The sequence below is a fragment of the Sciscionella sediminilitoris genome (assembly GCF_000737195.2).
Lineage (GTDB): Bacteria > Actinomycetota > Actinomycetes > Mycobacteriales > Pseudonocardiaceae > Sciscionella > Sciscionella sediminilitoris.
Window position 1 is genome coordinate 170,777 of the sequence record NZ_JALM01000013.1, and the last position, 23,095, is coordinate 193,871.

The 23,095-nt window shown below is 69.6% G+C and carries 20 protein-coding genes; 18 read left to right on the forward strand and 2 right to left on the reverse strand.

Annotated elements, in window-relative coordinates:
* Positions 1 to 44 precede the first annotated feature (44 nt).
* From AD72_RS06625 to secA, 16 genes are all read left to right on the forward strand, one after another.
* A complete protein-coding gene (locus AD72_RS06625) occupies positions 45 to 1,421 on the forward strand; it encodes a phosphomannomutase/phosphoglucomutase (RefSeq protein WP_031465513.1) in 1,377 nt (458 codons plus the stop codon).
* Positions 1,422 to 1,434: 13 nt separating this feature from the next.
* Positions 1,435 to 1,635 carry a Trm112 family protein gene (locus AD72_RS06630; RefSeq protein ID WP_031465514.1) on the forward strand — a complete coding sequence of 67 codons (201 nt, stop codon included), beginning with the start codon at positions 1,435 to 1,437 and terminating at the stop codon, positions 1,633 to 1,635.
* A complete protein-coding gene (locus AD72_RS06635) occupies positions 1,636 to 2,772 on the forward strand; it encodes an SIS domain-containing protein (RefSeq protein ID WP_031465515.1) in 1,137 nt (378 codons plus the stop codon).
* A 15-nt stretch (positions 2,773 to 2,787) separates the two neighbouring features.
* Positions 2,788 to 4,005, forward strand: coding sequence for a mannose-6-phosphate isomerase, class I (manA, locus tag AD72_RS06640; protein ID WP_031465516.1), 1,218 nt, complete (start codon positions 2,788 to 2,790; stop codon positions 4,003 to 4,005).
* Positions 4,006 to 4,017: 12 nt separating this feature from the next.
* Positions 4,018 to 4,965, forward strand: coding sequence for a cation diffusion facilitator family transporter (locus tag AD72_RS06645; protein ID WP_031465517.1), 948 nt, complete (start codon positions 4,018 to 4,020; stop codon positions 4,963 to 4,965).
* Positions 4,966 to 5,106: 141 nt separating this feature from the next.
* Positions 5,107 to 6,597, forward strand: coding sequence for an adenosylhomocysteinase (gene ahcY, locus AD72_RS06650; RefSeq protein ID WP_031465518.1), 1,491 nt, complete (start codon positions 5,107 to 5,109; stop codon positions 6,595 to 6,597).
* 128 nt (positions 6,598 to 6,725) lie between these two features.
* Positions 6,726 to 7,163 carry a prevent-host-death protein gene (locus AD72_RS06655; RefSeq protein ID WP_031465519.1) on the forward strand — a complete coding sequence of 146 codons (438 nt, stop codon included), beginning with the start codon at positions 6,726 to 6,728 and terminating at the stop codon, positions 7,161 to 7,163.
* 96 nt (positions 7,164 to 7,259) lie between these two features.
* Positions 7,260 to 7,583, forward strand: a complete 324-nt coding sequence (locus AD72_RS06660; RefSeq protein ID WP_231644746.1) for a cytotoxic translational repressor of toxin-antitoxin stability system — start codon at positions 7,260 to 7,262, stop codon at positions 7,581 to 7,583.
* Between the two features lie 10 nt (positions 7,584 to 7,593).
* The gene (locus AD72_RS06665; protein ID WP_031465520.1) at positions 7,594 to 8,253 is read left to right on the forward strand and encodes a dTMP kinase; all 660 of its coding nucleotides are present in this window, start codon (positions 7,594 to 7,596) and stop codon (positions 8,251 to 8,253) included.
* A 120-nt stretch (positions 8,254 to 8,373) separates the two neighbouring features.
* A complete protein-coding gene (locus tag AD72_RS06670; protein ID WP_037345006.1) occupies positions 8,374 to 10,650 on the forward strand; it encodes a SulP family inorganic anion transporter in 2,277 nt (758 codons plus the stop codon).
* 61 nt (positions 10,651 to 10,711) lie between these two features.
* Positions 10,712 to 11,389, forward strand: a complete 678-nt coding sequence (gene mtrA, locus AD72_RS06675) for an MtrAB system response regulator MtrA (protein WP_020496361.1) — start codon at positions 10,712 to 10,714, stop codon at positions 11,387 to 11,389.
* 96 nt (positions 11,390 to 11,485) lie between these two features.
* Positions 11,486 to 13,147 carry an MtrAB system histidine kinase MtrB gene (mtrB, locus tag AD72_RS06680; protein WP_037345007.1) on the forward strand — a complete coding sequence of 554 codons (1,662 nt, stop codon included), beginning with the start codon at positions 11,486 to 11,488 and terminating at the stop codon, positions 13,145 to 13,147.
* Positions 13,144 to 14,940, forward strand: a complete 1,797-nt coding sequence (locus AD72_RS06685; protein ID WP_156365067.1) for an LpqB family beta-propeller domain-containing protein — start codon at positions 13,144 to 13,146, stop codon at positions 14,938 to 14,940. The genes mtrB and AD72_RS06685 overlap by 4 nt, the downstream gene beginning before the upstream one ends.
* 57 nt (positions 14,941 to 14,997) lie before the next feature.
* A complete protein-coding gene (locus AD72_RS06690) occupies positions 14,998 to 15,663 on the forward strand; it encodes a ComF family protein (protein WP_031465524.1) in 666 nt (221 codons plus the stop codon).
* 415 nt (positions 15,664 to 16,078) lie between these two features.
* Positions 16,079 to 16,756 carry a ribosome hibernation-promoting factor, HPF/YfiA family gene (gene hpf / locus AD72_RS06695; protein ID WP_031465525.1) on the forward strand — a complete coding sequence of 226 codons (678 nt, stop codon included), beginning with the start codon at positions 16,079 to 16,081 and terminating at the stop codon, positions 16,754 to 16,756.
* A 147-nt stretch (positions 16,757 to 16,903) separates the two neighbouring features.
* Positions 16,904 to 19,690, forward strand: coding sequence for a preprotein translocase subunit SecA (secA, locus tag AD72_RS06700; RefSeq protein WP_031465526.1), 2,787 nt, complete (start codon positions 16,904 to 16,906; stop codon positions 19,688 to 19,690).
* Positions 19,691 to 19,759: 69 nt separating this feature from the next.
* On the opposite strand, the gene AD72_RS36380 is transcribed toward secA, so the two are convergent.
* A complete protein-coding gene (locus AD72_RS36380; RefSeq protein WP_156365068.1) occupies positions 19,760 to 20,245 on the reverse strand; it encodes an Rv3235 family protein in 486 nt (161 codons plus the stop codon).
* A 75-nt stretch (positions 20,246 to 20,320) separates the two neighbouring features.
* Positions 20,321 to 21,091 (reverse strand): TrmH family RNA methyltransferase, encoded by a 771-nt coding sequence (locus tag AD72_RS06710; protein WP_031465528.1) that lies wholly within the window; start codon positions 21,089 to 21,091, stop codon positions 20,321 to 20,323.
* A 74-nt stretch (positions 21,092 to 21,165) separates the two neighbouring features.
* Here AD72_RS06710 and AD72_RS06715 point away from each other — a divergent pair, with 74 nt between their 5' ends.
* On the forward strand, positions 21,166 to 22,560 hold the full coding sequence (locus AD72_RS06715) for a WS/DGAT/MGAT family O-acyltransferase (RefSeq protein ID WP_037345010.1): 1,395 nt from the start codon (positions 21,166 to 21,168) through the stop codon (positions 22,558 to 22,560).
* A 23-nt stretch (positions 22,561 to 22,583) separates the two neighbouring features.
* Positions 22,584 to 23,090 (forward strand): DUF6912 family protein, encoded by a 507-nt coding sequence (locus AD72_RS06720; protein WP_031465530.1) that lies wholly within the window; start codon positions 22,584 to 22,586, stop codon positions 23,088 to 23,090.
* The last annotated feature ends 5 nt before the right edge of the window (positions 23,091 to 23,095 follow it).

The following is a 23,095-nucleotide window of genomic DNA, read 5'->3' on the forward strand; positions in this document are numbered from 1 at the left end:
GAGCGAGCGGGCCGGACGGGTTCGGACAAGTGAGGACACGAGCATTGCCACAGCAGGAAGCGTCGAGCCGTGACCTTTCCGGCATCGTCAAGGCCTACGACATCCGTGGCGTGGTCGGCGCCGAGCTGGACGCCGAGCTCGTGGCCGCGTTCGGTACGGCGTTCGCGAATCTGGTCCGGCGCGAGTCGGCGAGCGTGGTCGTCGGCCACGACATGCGCGAATCCTCGCCGGGCCTGGCCGAGGCCTTCGCGCGCGGGGTGACCGAGGCCGGGCTCGACGTGGTCAGCATCGGGTTGTGCTCCACCGACATGCTCTACTTCGGCTCCGGGTACCTGAACATGCCCGGCGCGATGTTCACCGCGAGCCACAATCCGGCCGAGTACAACGGCATCAAACTCTGCCGCGCGGGCGCCGCCCCGGTCGGCCAGGAGAGCGGGCTCGCCGAGATCCGCGCCGAGGTCGAGCGCGGGGTCAGCAGCGAGGGGGACGGGCACGGCACGGTCAGCGAGCGCGATCTGCTCGGCGCCTACGCCGACTACCTGCGCAATCTGGTGGACATTTCCGGGGTGCGCCCGATGAAGGTCGTCGTGGACGCGGGCAACGGCATGGCAGGCCACACGGTGCCGCGGGTGTTCGACGGCCTCCCGGTCGAGGTCGTGCCGATGTACTTCGAACTGGACGGCAGCTTCCCGAACCACGAGGCCAATCCGCTCGACCCGGCCAACATCGTCGACCTGCAGGTCAAGGTGCGCGAGCTCGGTGCGGACGCGGGGCTGGCCTTCGACGGGGACGCGGACCGCTGCTTCGTGGTCGACGAGCGCGGCGAACCGGTCGCGCCCTCGGCGATCACCGCCCTCGTCGCGGTACGCGAGCTGGGCAAGGCCCCGGGTTCCACGATCATCCACAATTTGATCACCTCGAAGGCGGTCCCGGAGATCGTGGCCGAGCACGGCGGCAAGCCGGTACGCACCCGGGTCGGGCACTCCTTCATCAAGGCCGAGATGGCGCGCACGAACGCGATCTTCGGCGGGGAACACTCCGCGCACTACTACTTCCGGGACTTCTGGAACGCGGACACCGGGATGCTCGCCGCGCTGCACGTGCTGGCCGCGCTCGGTGGACAGCAGGGCCCGCTTTCCGAGCTGACCAGCGAATACGTCCGCTACGCCGCCTCCGGGGAGATCAACTCGACGGTGGTGGACCAGGACGCCAAGCTCGCCGCGATCAAGGAGAGCTTCGGCGCGCGCGAGGGGACGCGGATCGACGAGATGGACGGGCTCACCGTGAGCCTGCCCGACGGGTCGTGGTTCAACCTGCGCGCCTCGAACACCGAGCCGCTGCTGCGGTGCAATGTCGAGGCGCCGACCACCGAGGCGATGGAAACCCTGCGCGATGATGTGCTCGCCATCGTGCGCGGCTGAGGAGGGAGCGAGGATGGCGGTACGGCTCGACGATGGGCTGCTCGAGGTCCTGGCCTGCCCGGCGCCGGACCACGCGCCACTGCGTCCCGGTGCGCCGGGTGATCCCGAGGCCGACGCGCTGACCTGCACCGGGTGCGGGCGCAGCTATCCGGTCCGGGACGGGATCCCGGTGCTGCTCCTCGACGAGGCGAGCGGTGGGACGGACGGGATCTAGATGAGCGCGGGAGTGATCGCCTTGCTCGACGACGCGCTGCTCGACGATCCGGCCAAGCTCGCCGAGGTCGACCGGGGCGGGCTGCTGCGTGCCGCCGCGGGTGCCGGTGCCCAGGTCCGGGCGACCGCCGAGGCCGCCGAAGAGGCCGGGATCGAGGAACTGCACGGTTCGAGCCCGCGCGCGCTCGTGCTGCTCACCCGGCCCGGGGCGAGCACGGACACCGCCCGCCTGGTGGCCGCGCTGCTCGGCGCGGCCTGCCCGATCCCGGTGGTGGCGGCCGAGCAGGCGCCCTCCTGGATCGGCCCGCTCGATGTGGTGCTGGCCAGTACCGAGGACCCCGGGGACCGGGAACTCGCGATCTCGATCGACCTCGCGGCCCGCCGTGGTGCGAGCGTGGTGCTCGCTGCCCCGGACGAGGGCCCGGTCGCTGCCGCTGCCGCGGGCAAGGCGCGGCTGCTGCCCGCCCGGGTGCCGATGCCGCACGGTTTCGCCTTCCCGAGGGCGGTCGCGGCCGCCCTCGCCACGGTGCGGGCCCTCGGCCTGTTCGGCACCGGGGAACCCGATCTGCTCGCCGTGCTCGCCGATGCGCTCGACGGGGAGGCTGAACGCGATCAGCCGCGCGCCGAATCCTTCGTCAACCCGGCGAAGCTGCTCGCCCAGCGCCTCGCCGGGCGCACTCCGCTGCTGTGGGGCACCGATCCGGTCGCGACCGCGGTCGCCGCGCACGCCGGTTCCGCGCTGGCCGCGCATGCCGGGGTGGTCGCCGATGTCTGCGATGTGCGCGCGGTGGTCGAACGCCCAGCGCTGCGCGCCGCCGCGCTGCGGGAGAGCAGCGGTACGGACATCTTCGCCGACCCCGAATTCGATGAGATCGGAACCGCACCGCCGGTTCGTCCGTTGTTGTTCACGGTGGCCGAGGACGAGGCGACCCGGCAGGTGTCGCAGGCCGCGGAGGGCACGTTCACCGGTATCGAGGTGCTCTCCAGCGCGGAGGAACTGACCGCTCAGGCCGGTCGGCACGTGGGTGCCTGTGCCGCGATGGTGCTCGCCGTGCGCCTGGAATTCGCCGCCATCTACCTCGGGCTCGCCACCGGCGTGCTCGGTGGTGAGGGCACGCTCGCGCCGTCGCGGGTCTGATCGGACGAGTTGGAGCTGACGTTGGAACTGCTGCGGGGTACCGTGCGGCCGTACGCATGGGGCTCGCGAACCGTGATCGCCGAGCTGACCGGCAACCCATCGCCTGCCCCGCACCCGGAGGCCGAACTGTGGTTCGGCGCCCATCCGGCCAGCCCCTCGACCGTGGACGGCACGGCGCTGACCGAACTGCTCGAACTCGACGCGCACGGGCACCTCGGCACCGAGATCACCGAACGCTGGGCGGGCAGGCTGCCGTTCCTGATCAAGGTGCTCGCCGCCGACGAACCGCTCTCCCTGCAGGCGCACCCCTCCGCCGGACTCGCCGCCGAGGGGTACGCGCGGGAGGAGGCCGCCGGGATCCCGCGGGACGCGCCGGAACGGAACTACCCGGACCCGACCGCGAAGCCCGAGCTGCTGTGCGCGCTCTCCGAGTTCCACGCGCTCGCCGGATTCCGCGAACCGCGCCGCAGCGTCGAACTGCTGCGCGCGCTCGACTGCGAGCCGCTGCGGCCCTACACCGAACTGCTCGCCGGGCAGCCGGACGAGGACGGGCTGCGCGCGTTGTTCACCACCTTCGTCACGCTGCCCTCGAGTGCGCTCGAGCAGCTGCTTCCCGCGGTGGTGGACGCCTGCGTGCGGCACGTGCGCGAGCGCGGGGAGTTCGACCTGGAGTGCCGCACCGCGCTCGAGCTCGCCGAACGCTATCCCGGTGACGCGGGGATCCTGGCCGCGCTGCTGCTCAACCGGCTGGTGCTGCAACCGGGTGAGGCCATCCACATCGCCGCCGGGAACCTGCACGCCTATCTGCGCGGGACCGCGATCGAGATCCTCGCCGCCTCGGACAACGTGCTGCGCTGCGGGCTGACCCCGAAGCACGTGGATGTGCCCGAACTGCTCCGGGTGCTCGACTTCGCCGCGGACGAGATGCCGGTGCTCAAGGGGGAACAGCACGGTGCGGTGCGCCGCTACCAGACCTCCGCCGAGGAGTTCGAACTCTCCGTCGCCGAGCTGGACGGCGCCGCGGCCAGGGCGGTGCTCACCGCGTGCGGCCCGCAGATCCTGCTGTGCACCGAGGGGACCGCGCTGCTGCGCGCGGCGAGCGGGCACGAACGGGTACTGGGCAAGGGCGAGGCCGTGTGGTCGCCCGCCAAGGACGGGGACATTTCGGTCACCCCGGTCGAGGAGCACATTCGCACCACCGTCTACCGTGCGAGCCTGCCAAGCGGTCAGTGAGAGGAGCACGGCATGTCGGCTGAGGGGGGTACCAAAGCGATCATCGCCGCGCTCGGTGCCAATGCGGGGATCGCGGTCGCGAAGTTCGCCGGGTTCGCGGTGACCGGCTCTTCCTCGATGCTCTCCGAGGGCGTGCACTCCATCGCCGACACCGCCAACCAGGGACTGCTGCTGCTCGGCAGGAAGGCGGCGGACCGGGAAGCGGACGCCGAGCACCCCTTCGGCTATGGGCGCAACCGCTACTTCTACGCCTTCGTCGTCGCCCTGCTGCTGTTCAGCCTCGGCGCGCTGTTCGCCATCTACGAGGGCGTGGAGAAGATCGCCGAGCCGCACGAGCTGGAGAGCCCGCTGGTCGCGGTGATCATCCTGGTCGTGGCGCTGGCGCTGGAGGGCTACAGCTTCACCACGGCGATGCGGGAGACCGCGAAGGTGCGTGGCGGGCGCAGCTGGTGGCGGTTCATCACCTCGGCCAAGGACCCGGATCTGCCGGTCGTGCTGCTCGAGGACAGCGGCGCGCTGCTCGGTCTGGTGTTCGCGCTCGCCGGGGTGGGCCTCTCGGTGCTCACGGGTGATCCGGTGTGGGACGGGATCGGCACACTGGCCATCGGGGCGTTGCTCGCGGTGATCGCGATCGTGCTGATCGTCGAGATGAAGAGCCTGCTCATCGGGGAGGGCGTGGACCGGACGCTCTACCGGACCATCGTGACCGAGCTCGAATCCGGTGCGGTGCGCACCGTGATCCACCTGCGCACCGAGTACCTCGCCCCGGACGAACTGCTGGTCGCGGCCAAGATCGCGCTGCACGGCGAGCCCGGAATGGCCGAGGTCGCCGCGGCCATCGACGCGGCCGAGGCACGGCTGCGGGAGCGGGTGCCGACCGCGCGGTGGATCTACCTCGAACCGGATCTGTTGCGTACCGAATTGTCCGGCTCGCCGCGAAAAACACCCGAAGACGGGTAAACGTGTCGCTACTCTGCGTCTTCTACAAGCCGCGAGCGGTGACGGATTCGACAGTTACAGGGCATCTTGGCGGTTCCACCCGGCACCGCAATGGCCCTAGGGTAGGGATGCCCATCGAGATCCAGTGGAGGATAAAACGCGATGACCGTCAAGGACATCTCGAACAACACCGCTAGCAAGTACGCGCGTAACATCGGCGGCCTTGATTTCGCGGTGGCCGATCTTGCGGCCGCCGAGTACGGCCGTAAGGAAATCCGGCTCGCAGAGCACGAGATGCCCGGATTGATGGCGCTGCGGCGGGAGTACGCCGAAGCCCTGCCGCTCAAGGGCGCACGGATCTCCGGTTCCCTGCACATGACCGTGCAGACCGCGGTCCTGATCGAGACGCTTGTCGCGCTCGGTGCCGAGGTGCGCTGGTGCTCGTGCAACATCTTCTCGACCCAGGACGAAGCGGCCGCCGCGGTCGTCGTCGGCCCGCACGGCACCCCGGAGGACCCGAAGGGTGTCGCCGTCTACGCCTGGAAGGGCGAGACGCTCGAGGAGTACTGGTGGTGCACCGAGCAGATGCTCACCTGGCCCGGTGACAAGCTGCCGAACATGATCCTGGACGACGGCGGGGACGCCACGATGCTGGTGCAGAAGGGCACCCAGTACGAGGCGGCCGGTGTCGTGCCGAACGCCGAGGACGACGACCCGGACGAGTTCAAGGTCGTGCTCTCGGTGCTGCGCGAGTCCCTGGCCAAGGACAAGGCCAAGTGGACCGGGATCGGCAAGTCCGTCAAGGGTGTCACCGAGGAGACCACCACCGGTGTGCTGCGGCTCTACCAGCTCGCCGCCTCCGGTGAACTGCTGTTCCCGGCGATCAACGTGAACGACTCGGTCACCAAGTCGAAGTTCGACAACAAGTACGGCATCCGGCACTCGCTGATCGACGGCATCAACCGCGGCACCGACGTCATGATCGGCGGCAAGAGCGCGCTGATCTGCGGCTACGGTGACGTCGGCAAGGGCGCGGCCGAATCGCTGGCCGGACAGGGCGCGCGGGTCACGGTCACCGAGATCGACCCGATCAACGCGCTGCAGGCGCTGATGGACGGTTACCCGGTCAAGAAGCTGGAGAACGCCATCGGCGAGGCCGACATCGTGATCACCACGACCGGGAACAAGGACGTGGTGATGGCCGAGCACATGCAGCTGATGAAGAACCAGGCCATCATCGGCAACATCGGCCACTTCGACAACGAGCTCGACATTCTCGGGCTCTCCCGCATTCCCGGTATCCGGCAGGTCAACATCAAGCCGCAGGTCGACCAGTGGATCTTCCCGGACGGGCACTCGATCATCGTGCTTTCCGAGGGACGGCTGCTCAACCTCGGCAACGCGACCGGGCACCCGAGCTTCGTCATGTCGAACTCCTTCTCCAACCAGGTGATCGCGCAGATCGAGCTGTTCACCAAGAACGCGGAGTACGACAAGGAGGTCTACCGGCTGCCCAAGGCGCTCGACGAGAAGGTCGCCAAGATCCACGTCGAGGCGCTCGGTGGCGAGATCACCAAGCTCACCAAGGACCAGGCCGAGTACATCGGCGTGGACGTGGAGGGCCCGTTCAAGCCGGAGCACTACCGGTACTGAGCCGGGTGACCGAACCGAGTCACTGAACTGAGTCACCATTCGCTGGCCCAGGTACGTCAAGTACTGACGTACCTGGGCCAGCGGTGCATCCTGGACAAGTACGAGGATGCGACTGGGGGTGATCGGCGGTGACCGTGACGCACTACGACAGCTATACGGCCGCACGAACACATCTGAAGGATTTGCTGGACGCGGCCGAGCACGGGCGAGTGGCGACGGTGCGCCGGGACTCGGCGCGCACCGCCGTCGTGGATGTGGTGCATCTGCAGAACATCCTGGTGACCTGCCTGCCCGCGCACGTCGAGGTGATCCCGGAGCGGGACGGCTGGTCCGCTTTCGTCGAGGGAGTGCCGATCGCCGCGGACGGTGTCACCTTCGACGGGGCGGTCGAGGAAATGATCGACGCGCTGCGGGAGTACGCCGAGGACTGGCAGGATCATCTGCTCGACGCGCCGAATCACCAGGGCAACTGGGGGCTGGTGCAGCTCATCGCGCTCAGCGACGACCAGCAGCTGCGGGACTGGATCGTGGGGGACACCGTGCCGGCGCGGGCGATGGGTGAGTGAGCCCGCCGGCTTCCACGCGCCGGGATCACGAGCGGTTCTGTGAGGTTGAAGGGTGGCAGCTGGTCCGGAACGCGCGGGTATACCGAGACCCATCACGTGACCTATGAGTTCGCGCTGCCGGACGGCTCGGTGCTGCGCACGCGGATCTCGCATCCGGTCGACCGCACCGACTACGGCCCTCGGCTCTGGCGGCACATTCTGCGCGATCAGCTCCGGGTGGACGAGGACTGCTTCTGGGACTGCGTGCGCGATGGTGTGTTACCCGATCGCGGTCAGCCGCAACGGCAGCGGGATTCGCTTCCCGCCGACCTGGTGCATCTGCTGGTGCACCGGGCCGGTGTCGGTGAGGCCGAGGTCGCGGTCATGAGCAGGGACGAGGCCATCGACCGTGCCCGGCAGTACTGGATGGGCGGCGGCTAGTCTCCCGGTCATGAGTGCACTGGTGGCCATCGAAGGGCTGGACGGGGCCGGGAAGCGGACGCTGACCACGGCACTGACCGCCGAACTCGAACGGTGCGGGGCGCGGGTGACCCAGCTGGCCTTCCCGCGCTACAGCGAGGACATTCACGCCGAGCTCGCCTCGGATGCGCTGCACGGGCGGCTGGGAGATCTGGCCGATTCGGTGTACGCGATGACGCTGTTGTTCGCCCTCGACCGCAGGGGTGCGCGGGAGGCGATCGAGAAGCTGCTGGCCACCCACGACGTGGTGCTCGCGGACCGGTACCTCGCCTCCAACGCCGCCTACTCGGCCGCGCGGCTCGGGCAGGGCGCGGACGGGGAGTTCGTGGAGTGGTTGCGCGCACTGGAGCTGGACCGCTTCGGTCTGCGTGCCCCGGATCTGCAGGTGCTGCTGGATGTGGACGCGGAGACCGCGCAGGGGCGGGCGGAGCACCGCGAATCGGTGGAGAGCGACCGTGCGCGGGACAGCTACGAATCCGATGGTGGTCTGCAGCGCCGGTGCCTCGAGGTGTACCGGGAACTCGCCGTGCGGAACTGGGTCTCGCCCTGGCACGTGGTCGCGGGGACGACGGAGGGTACCGAAGCGGAAGCGAAGCGTCTTGGACAGTTGATCTATGCTACCGATCGGTGACATTCGGTTAACACCAGGTGAACTCGCTAGGTAAACGGAACTTTACTAAAAGGCGGGTTCGTTCCCGTCTCGTATGCCTGAATCGCGTATTTCCGACTCGACGTACGAGAGGGGACGGCTTTGGCCGCTGCCACCAGATTCCTGAAACACGACGTACCTGCCTCGCTGGTCGTGTTCCTCATCGCGGTACCGCTCTCCCTGGGGATCGCGGTCGCCTCCGGAGCGCCGGTGATCGCCGGACTGATCGCCGCCGTGATCGGCGGGATCGTCGCCGGGGCTCTCGGCGGATCGCCCCTGCAGGTATCCGGCCCCGCGGCCGGGCTCACGGTCGTCGTCGCCGACCTGATCAACCGGTTCGGCTGGCAGGCGACCTGTGCGATCACGCTCGCCGCCGGGCTGCTGCAGATCCTGCTCGGCCTGTCCCGCACCGCGCGGGCCGCGCTGGCCATTTCGCCCTCGGTGGTGCACGGGATGCTCGCCGGAATCGGGCTGACCATCGTGTTCAGCCAGCTGCACGTGGTGCTCGGCGGCACGGCGGGCAGCAGCTTCGTGGACAACCTCACCGAGCTGCCGGGCCAGATCGCGAACCTGCACGGGGACGCGACCCTGCTCGGGCTCGGGGTGATCGCGGTGCTGCTGCTCTGGCCGCTGCTGCCGAAGAAGGCGCGAGTGGTGCCCGGTCCGCTGGTGGCGATCGCGGGAGCCACGCTGATCGCGGTGCTCGCCGGATCGGACGCGCCCCGGGTGGACCTGCCCGGCTCGATCCTGTCCTCGCTGACCGCTCCGGTGCTGCCGACCGGGGACCTCGGCGCGATCATCGTCGCGGTGCTGACCATCACCCTGATCGCCAGCGTGGAAAGCCTCGCCTCTGCGGTCGCGGTGGACGGGATGCACACCGGCAAGCGCGCGAACCTCAACCGTGAACTGATCGGCCAGGGCGCGGCGAACACGGTCTCCGGGGCGATCGGCGGCCTGCCCATCACCGGGGTGATCGTACGCAGTTCCACGAACGTGACCGCCGGAGCCAAGTCCCGTGCCTCGGCGATCCTGCACGGGGTCTGGGTGCTGCTGTTCTCCTCGCTGCTGTTCTCGGTCGTCGAACTGATCCCGCTGGCCGCGCTGGCCGGGCTGCTGGTGCACGTCGGCGCGAAACTGGTGAACCTCGGCCAGATCAAACAGCTGCACCGGCACGGTGAATCGCTGGTGTACGCGGTCACCGTGGTCGCGGTGGTGCTGCTCAACCTGCTCGAGGGAGTGCTCATCGGGCTGGCGCTGTCCCTGCTGCTCGTGGTGTACCGGGTGGTGATCGCCTCGATCCGGGCGCAGCAGGCCGATGACCACACCTGGCGGCTCGCGGTGCACGGAAAGCTCTCCTTCCTGTCCATTCCGCGGCTGGCCCACGAACTGGGGCGGATCCCGGCGAACTCGCACGTGGTCGTCGAACTGATCACCGACTACCTCGACCACGCCGCCTACGAGTACCTGCACGGCTGGGTCACCCGGCACGAGGCGGCCGGTGGCACCGTGCACGTGGACGAGATCGGCCAGGCCGGACTGGAGTCCTCGCTGCAGCGCGGCCGGGAGGTCCGCACGAGGCATCTGCCGCGCTGGTTCACCCCGTGGTCGCACTGGCAGCGCATCGAGCACCCCGGGGAACAGCGTGCCGGGGAACAGCGGGCCGGGACCGCGGAACACTCGCAGTCGCTCGACGTGGTGCTCAACGGTATCCGGGAGTACCAGATCCGGTCCCGGGAACTCATGCGCCCGCACATGGCCAAGCTGGCCGAGGGGCAGCGTCCGCGGGCGATGTGGATCGGTTGCGGGGACAGCAGGATGGTGCCCAATGTGCTCACCTCGAGTGGTCCCGGGGACCTGTTCACCGTGCGCAACATCGGCAACGTGGTGCCCGCCAGGGATTCCGGGACCGATGCCTCGGTCGCCGCTTCGCTCGAGTTCGCCGTCGGGGTGCTCGAGGTTCCCGTGCTCGTGGTGTGCGGGCACTCCGGCTGCGGTGCCATGCAGGCGCTGAGTGCGGGCGAGCCCACGGACGGCCCGCTCGGTGACTGGCTGGCCACCGCCGCCCCCACCATGGCGCGCTGGCGGGACGGCGATCCGATCGCGAGGGCCGCGGCCGAGGACGGATTCGGTGAGCTCGACCAGCTCGCGATGATCAACGTGGCCGAGGGGCTGCGCAACCTGCACACCCATCCCGTGGTCGCGGATGCGGTCGCCACCGGGAAGCTGCAGCTGGTCGGCATGTTCCTGGACATCCCGAGCGGGCGGCTGCTCACCATGGACGAGGAAACCCGGCGGTTCGTCCCGGTCTCCGAGGGGCCGACCGTCCCAGTGCAGGCACAGGCCGAACGGGTGGTCCCCGAGGGTGCGACATCCGGGTGAATCACGCGGTAACGGTCGGGCCGCACGTCGAGAACCACACGCGTGATGGGACGATGGACACATGAAGGCACGTGTGCTCGTCGTTGACGATGATCCGGCGCTCGCCGAGATGCTCACCATCGTGCTGCGCGGGGAGGGATTCGAGACGGCGGTTGTCGGGGACGGCACCAAGGCCCTGCCCGCGATGCGTGAGATGCGGCCCGACCTCGTGCTGCTCGATCTGATGCTGCCCGGGATGAACGGGATCGATGTGGCGAAGGCGATCCGGGCGGAGTCCGGGGTGCCGATCGTGATGCTCACCGCCAAGAGCGACACGGTGGACGTGGTGCTCGGGCTCGAGTCCGGCGCCGACGACTACATCGTCAAGCCGTTCAAGCCCAAGGAACTGGTCGCCCGGGTGCGGGCCCGGTTGCGCAGGCTGGACGCCGAACCGGCCGAGTCGCTGGTGATCGGCGACCTGAGCATCGACGTGCCCGGTCACCAGGTGACCAGGGGCGAGGAACCGATCTCGCTGACCCCGCTGGAGTTCGACCTGCTGGTGGCCCTGGCCCGCAAGCCGCGGCAGGTGTTCACCAGAGAGGTGCTGCTCGAGCAGGTCTGGGGTTACCGGCACGCCGCGGACACCCGGCTGGTCAACGTGCACGTGCAGCGGCTGCGGTCCAAGGTCGAGCGCGATCCGGAGCATCCCGAGGTGGTGTTGACCGTGCGCGGGGTCGGATACAAGGCCGGGCCACCGTGAGCGAGCTTGCGAGCGAACCATGGATACAGCGCCTGGGCACGGCCGAGCCGAGCGCCAGCGAGGTGAGGCCGTGAGCGGACTGGTCCGAGCGGGATCGTGGCGACGACGGTGACGGAGCGGGCGAGACGGTTCGCCGCCTGGGCGCGCAGGTGCTCGGCGCGGTTCGGGACCGCTTGGCGGCGCTCGCTTCAGGTACGCGTGGTCACCAGCTGCCTCGCGCTCTCCGCCGCGGTCGTGTTCGTGCTCGGCATGCTGCTGCAGGTGCAGATCACCGACCAGCTGGTCACCACCAAGCGCAAGGCGGCGATCGATCAGACCGCGGCCTCGGCAGGCGAACTGCGCGACATCCTCGCCAAGACCAGCCCGGGCCAGGACACCCTCGGCCCGTCTCTTTCCGATGCCCTCGACCAGCTGGTGTCCGCCCGGGGCGGCAGCCTGCACGACGGGCGTTCCGGGGCGGGTGAGTTCGAGCCGGTGATCTCGGCGACCGGGGTAGACCCGGTGGGCACCTACGCCACGCAGGTGCCATCCAAGCTGCGCCAGCTGGTGGAGGGCGGGACGACCGCCACCCAGATCACCACCCTGAACGGACGCAGCGGGCCGACCACCTTCCTCGTCGTCGGCACCTCGCTGACCAGTGCGAGCAGCCCGGTGCAGCTGTATCTGCTGTTCCCGCTCACCTCGGAGAAGCAGACGCTGAGCATCGTGCAGGTCGCGGTGCTCGTGGCCGGACTCGTACTGGTGCTGCTGCTCGCGGGCATCGTGAACCTGGTGCTGCGCCAGGTCGTGCGCCCGGTACGCCAGGCCGCCGAGATCGCCGACCGGTTCGCGACCGGGGACTTCTCCGAGCGGATGCGCGTGGTCGGGGAGGACGACGTCGCCCGGCTCGGCGACTCCTACAACTCCATGGCGGACAACATCGCCGAGCAGATCCGCAGGCTCGAGGAGTTCAGCCAGTTGCAGCGCCGGTTCACCTCGGATGTCAGCCACGAGCTGCGCACCCCGCTGACCACGGTGCGAATGGCCGCCGACGTGCTCTACGCCTCGCGGGAGCAGTTCCCGAGCGGGCTCGCGCGCTCCACCGAGCTGATGGTCGACGAGCTGGACCGGTTCGAGGCCCTGCTCACCGACCTGCTGGAGATCTCCCGGCTGGACGCGGGTGTCGAGGAACTGTCCATCGAATCGGTCGATGTGCTCGGCGTGGTGCGCAGTGCCGCCGATTCGGTGCGCGGGATCGCCGGGATCACCACGACCGAGATCGTGCTCGACGTCCCGGAGAACGAGACCCCGGCCTCGATCGACGCGCGCCGGGTGGAACGGATCCTGCGCAATCTGCTGGCCAACGCGGTCGATCACGGTGAGGGCAAACCGGTGCGCGTGGTGCTGCGCGCCGACCGGGACGCGGTCGCGATCGCCGTGCGCGACTACGGGGTCGGCCTACGCGTCGGGGAGGAGGAGCTGGTGTTCAACCGGTTCTGGCGGGCCGATCCGTCCAGGAACCGGCGTACCGGCGGCACCGGTCTCGGGCTGGCCATCAGCCTCGAGGACGCGCGGCTGCACGGTGGCTGGCTCGAGGCGTGGGGCCGCCCCGATCAGGGGGCCTGTTTCCGGCTCACCCTGCCCCGTACCCCGGAGGCGGAACTGACCGCGAGCCCGGTGGGGCTGCCGCCTGTCGGATCCGCGCACCCTGACGCACCGGAGACCGAACCCGAGCGGGTGACCGCGCGTTCTGGGGGCGAGGAGGTGACCGAGCAGTGAGACGTGGTGTGCGCTCGGCGCTTCCGGTGCTGCTGGTCGCGCTGCTGCTGGCCGGCTGCGCGAGTATCCAGGACGAGAACCAGCCGGTCGCGGTGCAGAACCAGCCCATCGGGGAAACCGGCCCCACCATCGACGGCCCCAAGACCGGTGAGGACCAGTGGGCCCTCGTCCGCTCCTTCGTCCTGGCCAATGCGCAGACCACGAAGGGGCACGCGGTGCCGCGCTCGTTCATCGCCGGGGAGCGCGCCAAGACCTGGAACCCGGGCAGGCAGATCACGGTGATCGGCAACGACTTCAGCACCAACCCGAACCCCGGTGAGGTGCCCGGCGATCCCAATCAGCAGAGCGTGCTGCTGCGCGCCCGCAAGATCGGCACCCTCGCCGCCGACGGCAGCTTCCAAGCCGCGCAGGGCAACGACCAGAGCTACGAACAGAACATGACCGTCGCGAAGGACCGGAACAACGAGTGGCGGATCCGGACCGTCGCGGACGGGCTGGTCATCCGGGTCGCCGATTTCCAGCGCGCCTTCCAGCAGGTCACCCTGAACTTCATGGAGCCGAAGCTGCAGGCCCCGATCCCGGATGTGCGTTATCTGCCGCGTGGCCCGGCAGCCGAGATCGCGAGCCGGATCGTGAACGACCTCATCCAGGGACCGTCGGCCGCGCTGCAGCCCGCCGTGCGCAACAACTTCACCACCATCGACTCCGAACAGCAGGCCACCGTGAAGGCGACCAATCCGGACTCGGTCGAGGTGAACCTCCCGCCGGTCGGCACGGCGAGTGAGACGCAGCGCAAGGGGATGATCGAGCAGATCGTGCGCTCGCTGCGCGGGGTGGTCGGCGGCCAGATCGAGGTGCGCAGTGACGGGGCGCCGCTGGACCCGAAGAAGCAGTACTACAAGTACTCGGACCTGCCCTCGTACTCGCTGTTCTCCCCCTCCCAGGACGCGGGACCGCTGTACGTGGCCGGTGGGGTGCTCAAGTCCTTCAGCCCGTCCTCCGATTCGGGTGCCGGTGGCAAGGACGACGCGAGCAAGATCGATGCGACGGCAGGGCTCTCGGACTGCCAGGCGGCCTCCGGGGCCCGTTCGCTTGACGGGGACCAGATCGCCATGGTGTGTGCCGGGCGGGACAAGCGCGAACGGATCCGGATCGGCACCTTCGGCAAGAGCGTGCGCGAGGTGCCCGACCTCGCCGAGACCGAGTTCACCAGGCCGACCTGGACCGCGGGCAGCCCGCAGAGCCAGGTCGGCTACGAGGTGTGGACCGTGGCGGACGGGCACCGGATCCTGCGCCTGCACCGGGACGGGGAGAGCTGGCAGGTCACCGAGGTCGACGCGAGCCAGTTGTTCGACCGGTTCGGCAAGGGCGCGGCCATCAGCGATCTGCGACTGTCCAGGGACGGCATCCACGCGGCCGCGATCGTGGACGGCAAGCTCGTGGTGAGCACGGTGCTGCGCAACGCCGACGGTCAGGCGCAGCTGTCCGCGCCCACCCAGATCGGCTACAACCTGACGAACGTCAGCGATCTGGACTGGGTGAGCCAGACCCAGCTGGTCGTGGTCTCCGGGCGCAACGCGGACTCGCTGGCCACGGTGAGCGCGGACGGGCTGTACGTGCACAATCTGCCCACCACGAACATGTCGCCGCCGGTGCAGCGGATCGCGGCCGCCCCCGGTCAGCCGTTCATCGCGGTCGCCAGCGGGTCCGCGTTCAGCTCGGCCCAGGGCGGGGACTCCTGGGTGCCGCTCGGTTCCTCGAGCAAGGGCGCCGATCCCTTCTATCCCGGCTGACCGGCGGGGAGCGCGGAGCGGGCCGGAACTGTCGGTGCCGCGGTGCACCATGACCGCATGCCGCTCGCCGAACTCGTCGATCTCGTCCTGCCGCGCACCTGCGTCGGCTGCGCGGCGCGGGGCAGCGGCTGGTGCGCGCGTTGCCGGGCCGGATGCGCGCGGCCGGTGCGGTTGCCCGGCCCGAGCAGGCTCGCCCGGCTCGGCGTGTACGCGATCACCGGGCACACCGGCAGCGCCCGGGCCGCCGTGCTCGCCTACAAGGAGCGCAACCGCCGCGACCTGGCCCGCGAGCTCGCCGGGGTGTTCGCCACCGCGGTCCCCGGGGTGCGCGCGGCCGAACACGGAGCCGACCGGCGCACCGTGTGCCTGGTGCCGGCCCCTTCGGCGCGGCGGGCATCGGTGGCCCGCGGCGGGGCGCACATGAGCCGGATCGCACGGGAGGTGGCCGCCCTGCTCGGTGACGGTGCACGGGTCGCCGAGCCGTTCGCGCTGACCAGGGGAGTGCGCGATTCGGTGGGGCTCGACCGCGGCGCCCGGCTGGCGAACCTCACCGGGCATCTCCGGCTGACCGGGGAAGCCCTGCCCGGCGGCGAAGAGGCGGTCGTGCTGCTCGACGACGTGGTGACCACCGGGGCCACGGTGACCGCCTGCGCCAGGGCACTGCGTTCGCGCGGGGTCCGCCCGGTCGCCGCGCTCGCGTTGACCTCACCGGCACGACCGTGAACGCGTCACTCTGTCGGGTGAAATGCGAGGTGGGAACCCGTCCGGCTACTCGTCCGTTGGTCGGATGTGCGACGCGGAACGGGCACCCGATCGATGGTCTCGAGGGCGCTCGGCTACGCACGAACGGGTGCCGGAATCCGGACCGGCCGAGGAACACCGGGCAGCGAACCACGCTGCGTATCGACGGTGGTTCAGCCTCCCAGGGGGCTGTCGAAACCGCCGCGATCCGACTACCGTGCACCGCAATCGCTGAAGTCAGCGACGGGAGGGAGGCGAACCGCCATGTTCCTGGCGCCGACGCCGCGATGAGCTGACGGGTCCGGCGCCATACCGATTCGATTTCGAACCCACCGAGCCGGCCGAGGCGGAGCGCGTGGTGTTCGAAAGCCCCTGCACCAAGTGATGGAGGTCGTGTATGGACATCATCGTGAAGGGCCGCAACGTGGAGGTCCCCGAGCATTACCGGGTGCACGTAGCGGAGAAGCTGGATCGACTCGAGCGGTACGACAAGAAGTTCATCCGGTGCGATGTCGAACTGATTCACGAGCCCAACCGCAGGCAGGCGAAGAACTGCCAGCGAGTGCAGATCACCGCAAGGGGGAAAGGGCCGACCGTCCGCGCCGAGGCGTGTGCAGGCGATTTCTACGCCGCGCTCGACGCATCGGTGGCCAAGCTGGAGTCGCGGTTGCGCAAGGCACACGACCGCCGGAAGGTGCATCACGGCAGGCGCACCCCGGCCTCGGTCGCCGCCGCGACGAACGGCGAGATGCCGCGCATGGTTCCCGATGTCGCCAAGTTCGACGGCCGGGCCGGGGCGCTGGCCACGGCCGTGCTCGAGGCACCGGCACGGGAGCAGGAGGTGAACGGGGAGATCCCCCAGCAACGCCTCGAAGCCGGTGACGAGGAGAACCTGCCCGGCCGGATCGTGCGCGAGAAGCAGCATTCCGCCGAGCCGATGACCGTTGACCAGGCACTTTACGAGATGGAACTGGTCGGTCACGACTTCTACCTGTTCTCGGATGTGACCTCCGGAAGGCCGAGCGTCGTCTACCGCAGGCGAGGCTTCGACTACGGGGTGATCAGGCTGAGCTGAGCCGCCCCGAGGAACGATTTCCGGAGCCCCCACGTTGTCCTTGCGGGCCGTGGGGGCTCCGGTCTGCCCGGACGCCTACCATGACTGCTCGAGAGAAGGCTGCATGGCTGTACTGGTGAACAGGCGAAAGCGAGTGAGGTCGACCTGATGGTCCTTTCGAAGGTACTTCGCGCGGGCGAAGGCAGGATGCTCAATCGGCTGAGCAATATCGCGAAGCACATCAACAGCATCGAGGAGGACTTCACCGGACTCAGCGATGCCGAGCTCACCGCGAAGACCCAGGAGTTCCGCGAGCGCTACGCCGAGGGGGAGACCCTCGACCAGCTGCTGCCCGAGGCTTTCGCCACGGCCCGGGAAGCCGGTAAGCGGGTGCTCGGCCAGCGGCCGTTCGACGTGCAGCTCATGGGTGGTGCCGCGCTGCACCTGGGCAACGTGGCCGAGATGAAGACCGGTGAGGGCAAGACGCTGACCGCGGTGCTGCCCTGCTACCTCAACGCCATCTCCGGCAAGGGCGTGCACGTCGTCACCGTGAACGACTACCTGGCCTCCAGGGACGCCGAGTGGATGGGCCGCATCCACCGCTTCCTCGGCCTGACCGTCGGGGTGATCGTGGCCGAGCAGCAGCCCGAGGAGCGGCGCGCCGCCTACCAGGCCGACATCACCTACGGCACGAACAACGAGTTCGGCTTCGACTACCTGCGCGACAACATGGCCTGGAGCATCGACGAGTGCGTGCAGCGCGGGCACAACTTCGCGATCGTGGACGAGGTCGACTCGATCCTCATCGACGAGGCGCGTACTCCGCTGATCATCTCCGGGCCCGCCGAGCAGTCCGCGCGCTGGTACACCGAGTTCGCCAGGCTCGCCCCGCTGATGAGCAAGGACCTGCACTACGAGGTGGACGAGCGCAAGCGCACCGTGGGTGTCACCGAGGCCGGGGTGACCTTCGTCGAGGACCAGCTCGGCATCGAGAATCTCTACGAGTCCGCGAACACCCCGCTGGTCGGCTACCTGAACAACGCGCTCAAGGCCAAGGAGCTGTTCAAGAAGGACAAGGAGTACATCGTCCGCAACGGCGAGGTGCTCATCGTGGACGAGTTCACCGGCCGGGTGCTCGCCGGGCGGCGGTTCAACGAGGGCATGCACCAGGCCATCGAGGCCAAGGAGCACGTGGAGATCAAGGCCGAGAACCAGACGCTGGCCACGATCACCCTGCAGAACTTCTTCCGGCTCTACGACAAGCTCTCCGGGATGACCGGTACCGCGCAGACCGAGGCTGCCGAGTTCCACCAGACCTACAAGCTGGGCGTGGTCAGCATCCCGACCAACCGGCCGATGGTCCGCAAGGACGGCAAGGACGTGGTGTACAAGACCGAGGAGGTCAAGTTCGCCGCGGTCGCCGACGACATCGCCGAGCGCTACGAGAAGGGCCAGCCGGTGCTGATCGGCACCACCTCGGTCGAGCGCTCCGAGTACCTTTCCAAGCTGCTCGTGGAGCGCAAGGTGCCGCACGAGGTGCTCAACGCGAAGCACCACGATCGCGAGGCGCTGATCGTGGCCGAGGCCGGGCGCAAGGGTGCGGTCACCGTGGCCACCAACATGGCCGGTCGTGGTACCGACATCATGCTCGGCGGGAACCCCGAGACGATCGCCGAGCGGGCGCTGCGTGAGCGCGGTCTCGACCCGGTCGAGCACCTCGACCAGTGGCAGCAGGCCTACCCCGCGGAGCTGGAGAAGGCCAAGGACTCGGTGAAGGCCGAGGCCGAGGAGGTCCGCGAGGCCGGCGGGCTGTACGTGCTGGGCACCGAACGGCACGAGTCCCGGCGCATCGACAACCAGCTGCGCGGCCGCTCCGGGCGTCAGGGTGACCCCGGTGAGTCGAAGTTCTACCTCTCGCTGACCGACGAGCTCATGCGCCGGTTCAACGCGCAGCTGGTCGAGAGCATCATGAACTGGCTGAACACCCCGGACGACATGGCCATCACCTCCAAGCGGGTCTCCAAGGCCATCCAGAGCGCGCAGACCCAGGTCGAGGCGCAGAACATGGAGATCCGCAAAAACGTGCTCAAGTACGACGAGGTGATGAACGAGCAGCGCAAGGTCATCTACACCGAGCGCCGCCGGGTCCTCGAGGGCGAGGATCTGCAGGAGCAGATCCGGCACATGGTCACCGATGTGGTCACCGCCTACGTGAGCGGCGCAACCAGTGACGGGTACGCCGAGGACTGGGACCTCGAGCAGCTGTGGTCCGCGCTGCGCACCCTGTACCCGATCTCGCTCGACCACGAGAAGCTGACCGAGGGCGTGGCTGACGAGGAAACCGGCAACCTGGACGACCTCACCCCGGAGTCGCTGCGCGAGGTGATCGTCTCCGACGCGCAGCGGGCCTACCAGGAGCGCGAGTCCGAGATCGACGGCATGGTCGGCGAGGGCGCGATGCGCGAACTCGAACGGCGGGTGCTGCTGTCCGTGCTGGACCGCAAATGGCGCGAACACCTCTACGAGATGGACTACCTCAAGGAGGGCATCGGCCTGCGCGCGATGGCGCAGCGCGATCCGCTGATCGAGTACCAGCGCGAGGGCTACGACATGTTCAACGGCATGCTCGAGGGCCTCAAGGAGGAATCGGTCGGCTTCCTGTTCAACCTCCAGGTCGAGGCCGCCGAAGGCGAAGAGGGCCAGGCCGCGCAGCAGCAGGGCGCGGCGCCCGCTGCCGAGGAGAGCCAGGTTCCTCCCGCACTGCGCGGCAAAGGTCTCGACGAGCCCGCCGAATCGCAGCTGACCCTGTCCGGGCCGAACGAGGACGGGCAGGCCGAGGCACGGCACAGCCGCGGGGACGACGAGGACGAGCAGGGCGGCGTCACCCGCCGGGAGCGGCGCGCCGCCGAGCGCGAGCGGGCGAAGAAGCAGAAGAAGGCCGCCAAGCGCGGCTGATCCGGGTTCGGCCAGGCGGTACCGCGGGAGCACGCTCCCGCGGTACCGCTTCGTTCGTTCCGGCGCCGCTCAGTCCAGCACCGTGAAGGCGGTGCACCACCAGGGAAGGTGTGCACCGCACAGTTCGACGCGCGCGGCGAGCGCGACCGTCCGCCCGGAAGCGGGTTCCCGCGCGCTGCCCCAGATCTCCAGCGCGTTCGCCCGGTGGGTCATCGCGAAGGCGAGCCCGGTGAGCATCCGCTCCGCGCTGAACCCCCTGGTGCGGATGCGGTTCGTGATTCCCGCGGTCACCGCGGGAGCGAGCAGCCCGTCGAAGGCCCGGTTCCCCAGCGCGCCGAGTGGGCGGCGGCCGTCGAGCACCTCGAGCAGCGCCCGCAGCAGCGCGGCCAGGGTGCGCTGCCCGGGGAAACGGCGGTCGAGCGGGCGGACCGCGGCCGGGAAACCGGGCCCGTCCGCGCCGGGTGGGTCGGCGGCGCCGAGGCGACCGGCCTCGGGCTCACCGTTGGGAGCCTCGGCGAGCAGTCTTCGTGGTCGTGGTCGGGGTATGGCGAACACGGTGAACCTCCCTTTCCCGTGGCGCGATCCGGTACGCATGCACAGTGCGGAGCGCGGCACAGGTCCGGACAGAACTCACCCGCCGGTGTGATCCCGGCGCACCAGTTCGAAGCACAGCACGGCGGCGGCCGCGGAGACGTTCAGCGATTCGGCCGCACCGGGCATCGGAATCGAGAGCCAGTCACCGATGTGCGCGCGCACGGCGGTGGAAACCCCGGAGGTCTCGCCGCCGAGCACGAACGCCACGCGGTCCGGGAACCCGGCCTCGAACAGCCCTTCCGGCCCGTCCGAGGCGAGCCCGAACAGCCGGTACCCGGCCTCGGAAAGCTGCTCGGCGGCATCGGCCGCGGTCGGGGCGCGCAGGATCGGCGCGTGGAAGGCGATCCCGGCCGAGGCCTTGACCACCAGCGGATCGAGCGAGGCGACGCCCTTGTGCGGCACCACGATCCCCGCGAGGCCCGCCGCGGTCGCGGTGCGCAGGATCATGCCGACATTCGCCGGGGTGGTGATCCCGTCCAGCAGCAGCACCGGGCCCAGCCGCCCGTTCCCCGGCTCGAGCGCCTCGGCGAGCGGGCGCATCCGCGGGGCGAGCACATCGGCGAGCACACCCTGGTCCTGCTTTCCGTTCCCGGCGAGCACCTTGACCCGGTGTTCGCTCGCGCTGTGCACCGGGACCCCGCGCTCGCGGGCGGCCGCGCGGATGGTGCGCACCGGTTCCCCGCGCGCGGTCTCGGCGAGCACCACCTTGTCCACGGTCAGTTCCGGATCACCGAGTGCTTCGAGCACGGGTTTACGCCCGTAGACGGTCAGGAACCGGTCCCGGGGCGAGCGCTGCTTGTCGGTCACGCCGGTCAGTCTCCCAGGCGGCGTCGCTGGTGGCTCGGGGCGCCGTGCTGCGCGGATGTGCGACGATCGGTCCCATGCCCGACCGGCTCAGCGCGTTCGACGCCTCGCTGCTTTTCGCCGAGGACCCGGCGACCCCGATGCACATCGGCAGTGTCGCGGTGTTCGCGCGCCCGCGCACCGGCTTCGACTACGAATCGCTCGTCGATCTGGTGGAGCGGCGGCTCGCCCTGATCCCGCGCTACCGGCAGCGGGTCCTCGAGGTACCGCTGCAGCTGGCCCGCCCGGTGTGGGTGGACGACGAGCGGTTCGACATCACCTACCACGTGCGCCGTTCCGCGCTGCCCAAGCCGGGCTCGGCAGAGCAGTTGCGCGAGCTCACCGGACGCCTCATGTCCCGGCCGCTGGACCGGGAACGCCCGCTGTGGGAGGTCTATCTCGTCGAAGGCCTTGCCGAGGACCGGCTGGCGATCATCACCAAGACGCACAACGCCCTCGTGGACGGTATCGACGCGATCGAGATCGGCCAGGCCATCCTCGATCCCGGTCCGCGCGAACGCGCCGAGGCGGGCTGGTCCTGGTCACCCCGGTCCGCGCCGAGCGGGCCCCGGTTGCTGCTCGACGCCCTGCGCGAGGCACTGGCCAGTCCGGTCGAGCTGCTGGACACCGCCCGGCTCGCGGTCGGGGACCTCGCCGCGAGCGTGCGCAAATGCCGGGACACCCTCGGTGCGCTCCGCAGTGCGCTGACCCGCCCCGCGCCCGGTTCGCCGCTGAACACCGCCCTCGGTCCGCACCGCAGGTTCGCCACCGGCGCCACGGAACTGGGCGCCTACCGGGACATCGCCGAACGGGTCGGCGCCACGGTCAACGACGTGGTGCTCGCCGTGGTCGCCGGGGCACTGCGGAGCTGGTTCACCGGCCGCGGGGAACCGCTGGATCCGGGCAGTCTGGTGCGCGCGCTCGTCCCGCTGTCCACGAACGAGGACGACGACGAGACGGTGACTCCCTATCTGGTCGATCTCCCGGTCGGTGAGCCGGATCCGCTCGGTCGGCTGCGCCAGGTGCGCAACCAGCTGCGGGCGCACACCGAATCGGGACACTCGGTGGCGGCGCGGGTCCTGTTGCACGCGCACGGGCTCGCACCGGCGACCCTGCACGCGCTCGGCTCCCGCACCGCGAGCGGGTTCACCAGGCACGTGTTCAATCTGGTGATCACCAATGTCCCCGGCCCGCAGGTCCCGCTCTATGCCGCGGGTGCGCGGATGGTGGAGATGTACCCGGTCGTTCCGCTGCTGCGCAACCAGGCCCTCGCGATCGGAGTGAGCTCCTACGACGGCGGTGTCTACTTCGGACTCAACGCCGATCGTGCCGCGCTGGCCGATGTCGGCGAGCTCGCCGGGCTGCTCGAGGCGGAACTGGGCGAGCTGCACCGGCGAACGGCCGAGCTGGAATCCGCGGAACTGACGAACTGATACCGAACAAGGACAGGACCGAAATGCGAATCTACCTGCCGGCGACCATCCCGATGCTGCGCGAACTGGTGGACAAGACCGAGCTGACCGCGGTCGGCGGCACCGCCTTCGCGCTCACTCCGGCGTTGCGCGAGTCCTACACCTCGGGCAACACCGAGGAGCTGGAGTACGCGGCGCTGCTCGAGGCGGCGCGGGCCGCGTTGCGGCTGTTGTCCGCCGAGGAGGAGACGCCCCGGCGCCGGGCGGTGATCGCCGCGGATGTCGAGGACGCCACCCCGCGCGCCGATCTGGACCTCGCCGCGGTCCGGCTCACCGGTCCCGTCGCGCTGAGCACGGTGGCCGCGGTGCACGTGGACGATGCGGAGGCCGAAGGGGATGTGGCGAAGGCCGCCGAGGTCATCGACGCGGCCGATCTCGGGGACGGGGACGCCGAATTCGCGGTCGGCTCCGCCGAGGACCACGAGCTGTCCTGGTACGCCCCGCAGGAGCTCCCGTTCTTCCTCGAGCTGTTCGAGCACGGCCCGTCCTGAGGGAC

Bases quoted from the DNA above. Each gene is read 5' to 3' on its own strand.
- AD72_RS06645 (WP_031465517.1), top strand. From the start codon at position 4,018: ATGTCGGCTGAGGGGGGTACCAAAGCGATCATCGCCGCGCTCGGTGCC.
- AD72_RS06720 (WP_031465530.1), top strand. From the start codon at position 22,584: ATGCGAATCTACCTGCCGGCGACCATCCCGATGCTGCGCGAACTGGTG.
- AD72_RS06635 (WP_031465515.1), top strand. From the start codon at position 1,636: ATGAGCGCGGGAGTGATCGCCTTGCTCGACGACGCGCTGCTCGACGAT.
- AD72_RS06665 (WP_031465520.1), top strand. From the start codon at position 7,594: ATGAGTGCACTGGTGGCCATCGAAGGGCTGGACGGGGCCGGGAAGCGG.
- ahcY (WP_031465518.1), top strand. From the start codon at position 5,107: ATGACCGTCAAGGACATCTCGAACAACACCGCTAGCAAGTACGCGCGT.
- AD72_RS06630 (WP_031465514.1), top strand. From the start codon at position 1,435: ATGGCGGTACGGCTCGACGATGGGCTGCTCGAGGTCCTGGCCTGCCCG.
- hpf (WP_031465525.1), top strand. From the start codon at position 16,079: ATGGACATCATCGTGAAGGGCCGCAACGTGGAGGTCCCCGAGCATTAC.
- AD72_RS06715 (WP_037345010.1), top strand. From the start codon at position 21,166: ATGCCCGACCGGCTCAGCGCGTTCGACGCCTCGCTGCTTTTCGCCGAG.
- mtrA (WP_020496361.1), top strand. From the start codon at position 10,712: ATGAAGGCACGTGTGCTCGTCGTTGACGATGATCCGGCGCTCGCCGAG.
- AD72_RS06690 (WP_031465524.1), top strand. From the start codon at position 14,998: ATGCCGCTCGCCGAACTCGTCGATCTCGTCCTGCCGCGCACCTGCGTC.
- secA (WP_031465526.1), top strand. From the start codon at position 16,904: ATGGTCCTTTCGAAGGTACTTCGCGCGGGCGAAGGCAGGATGCTCAAT.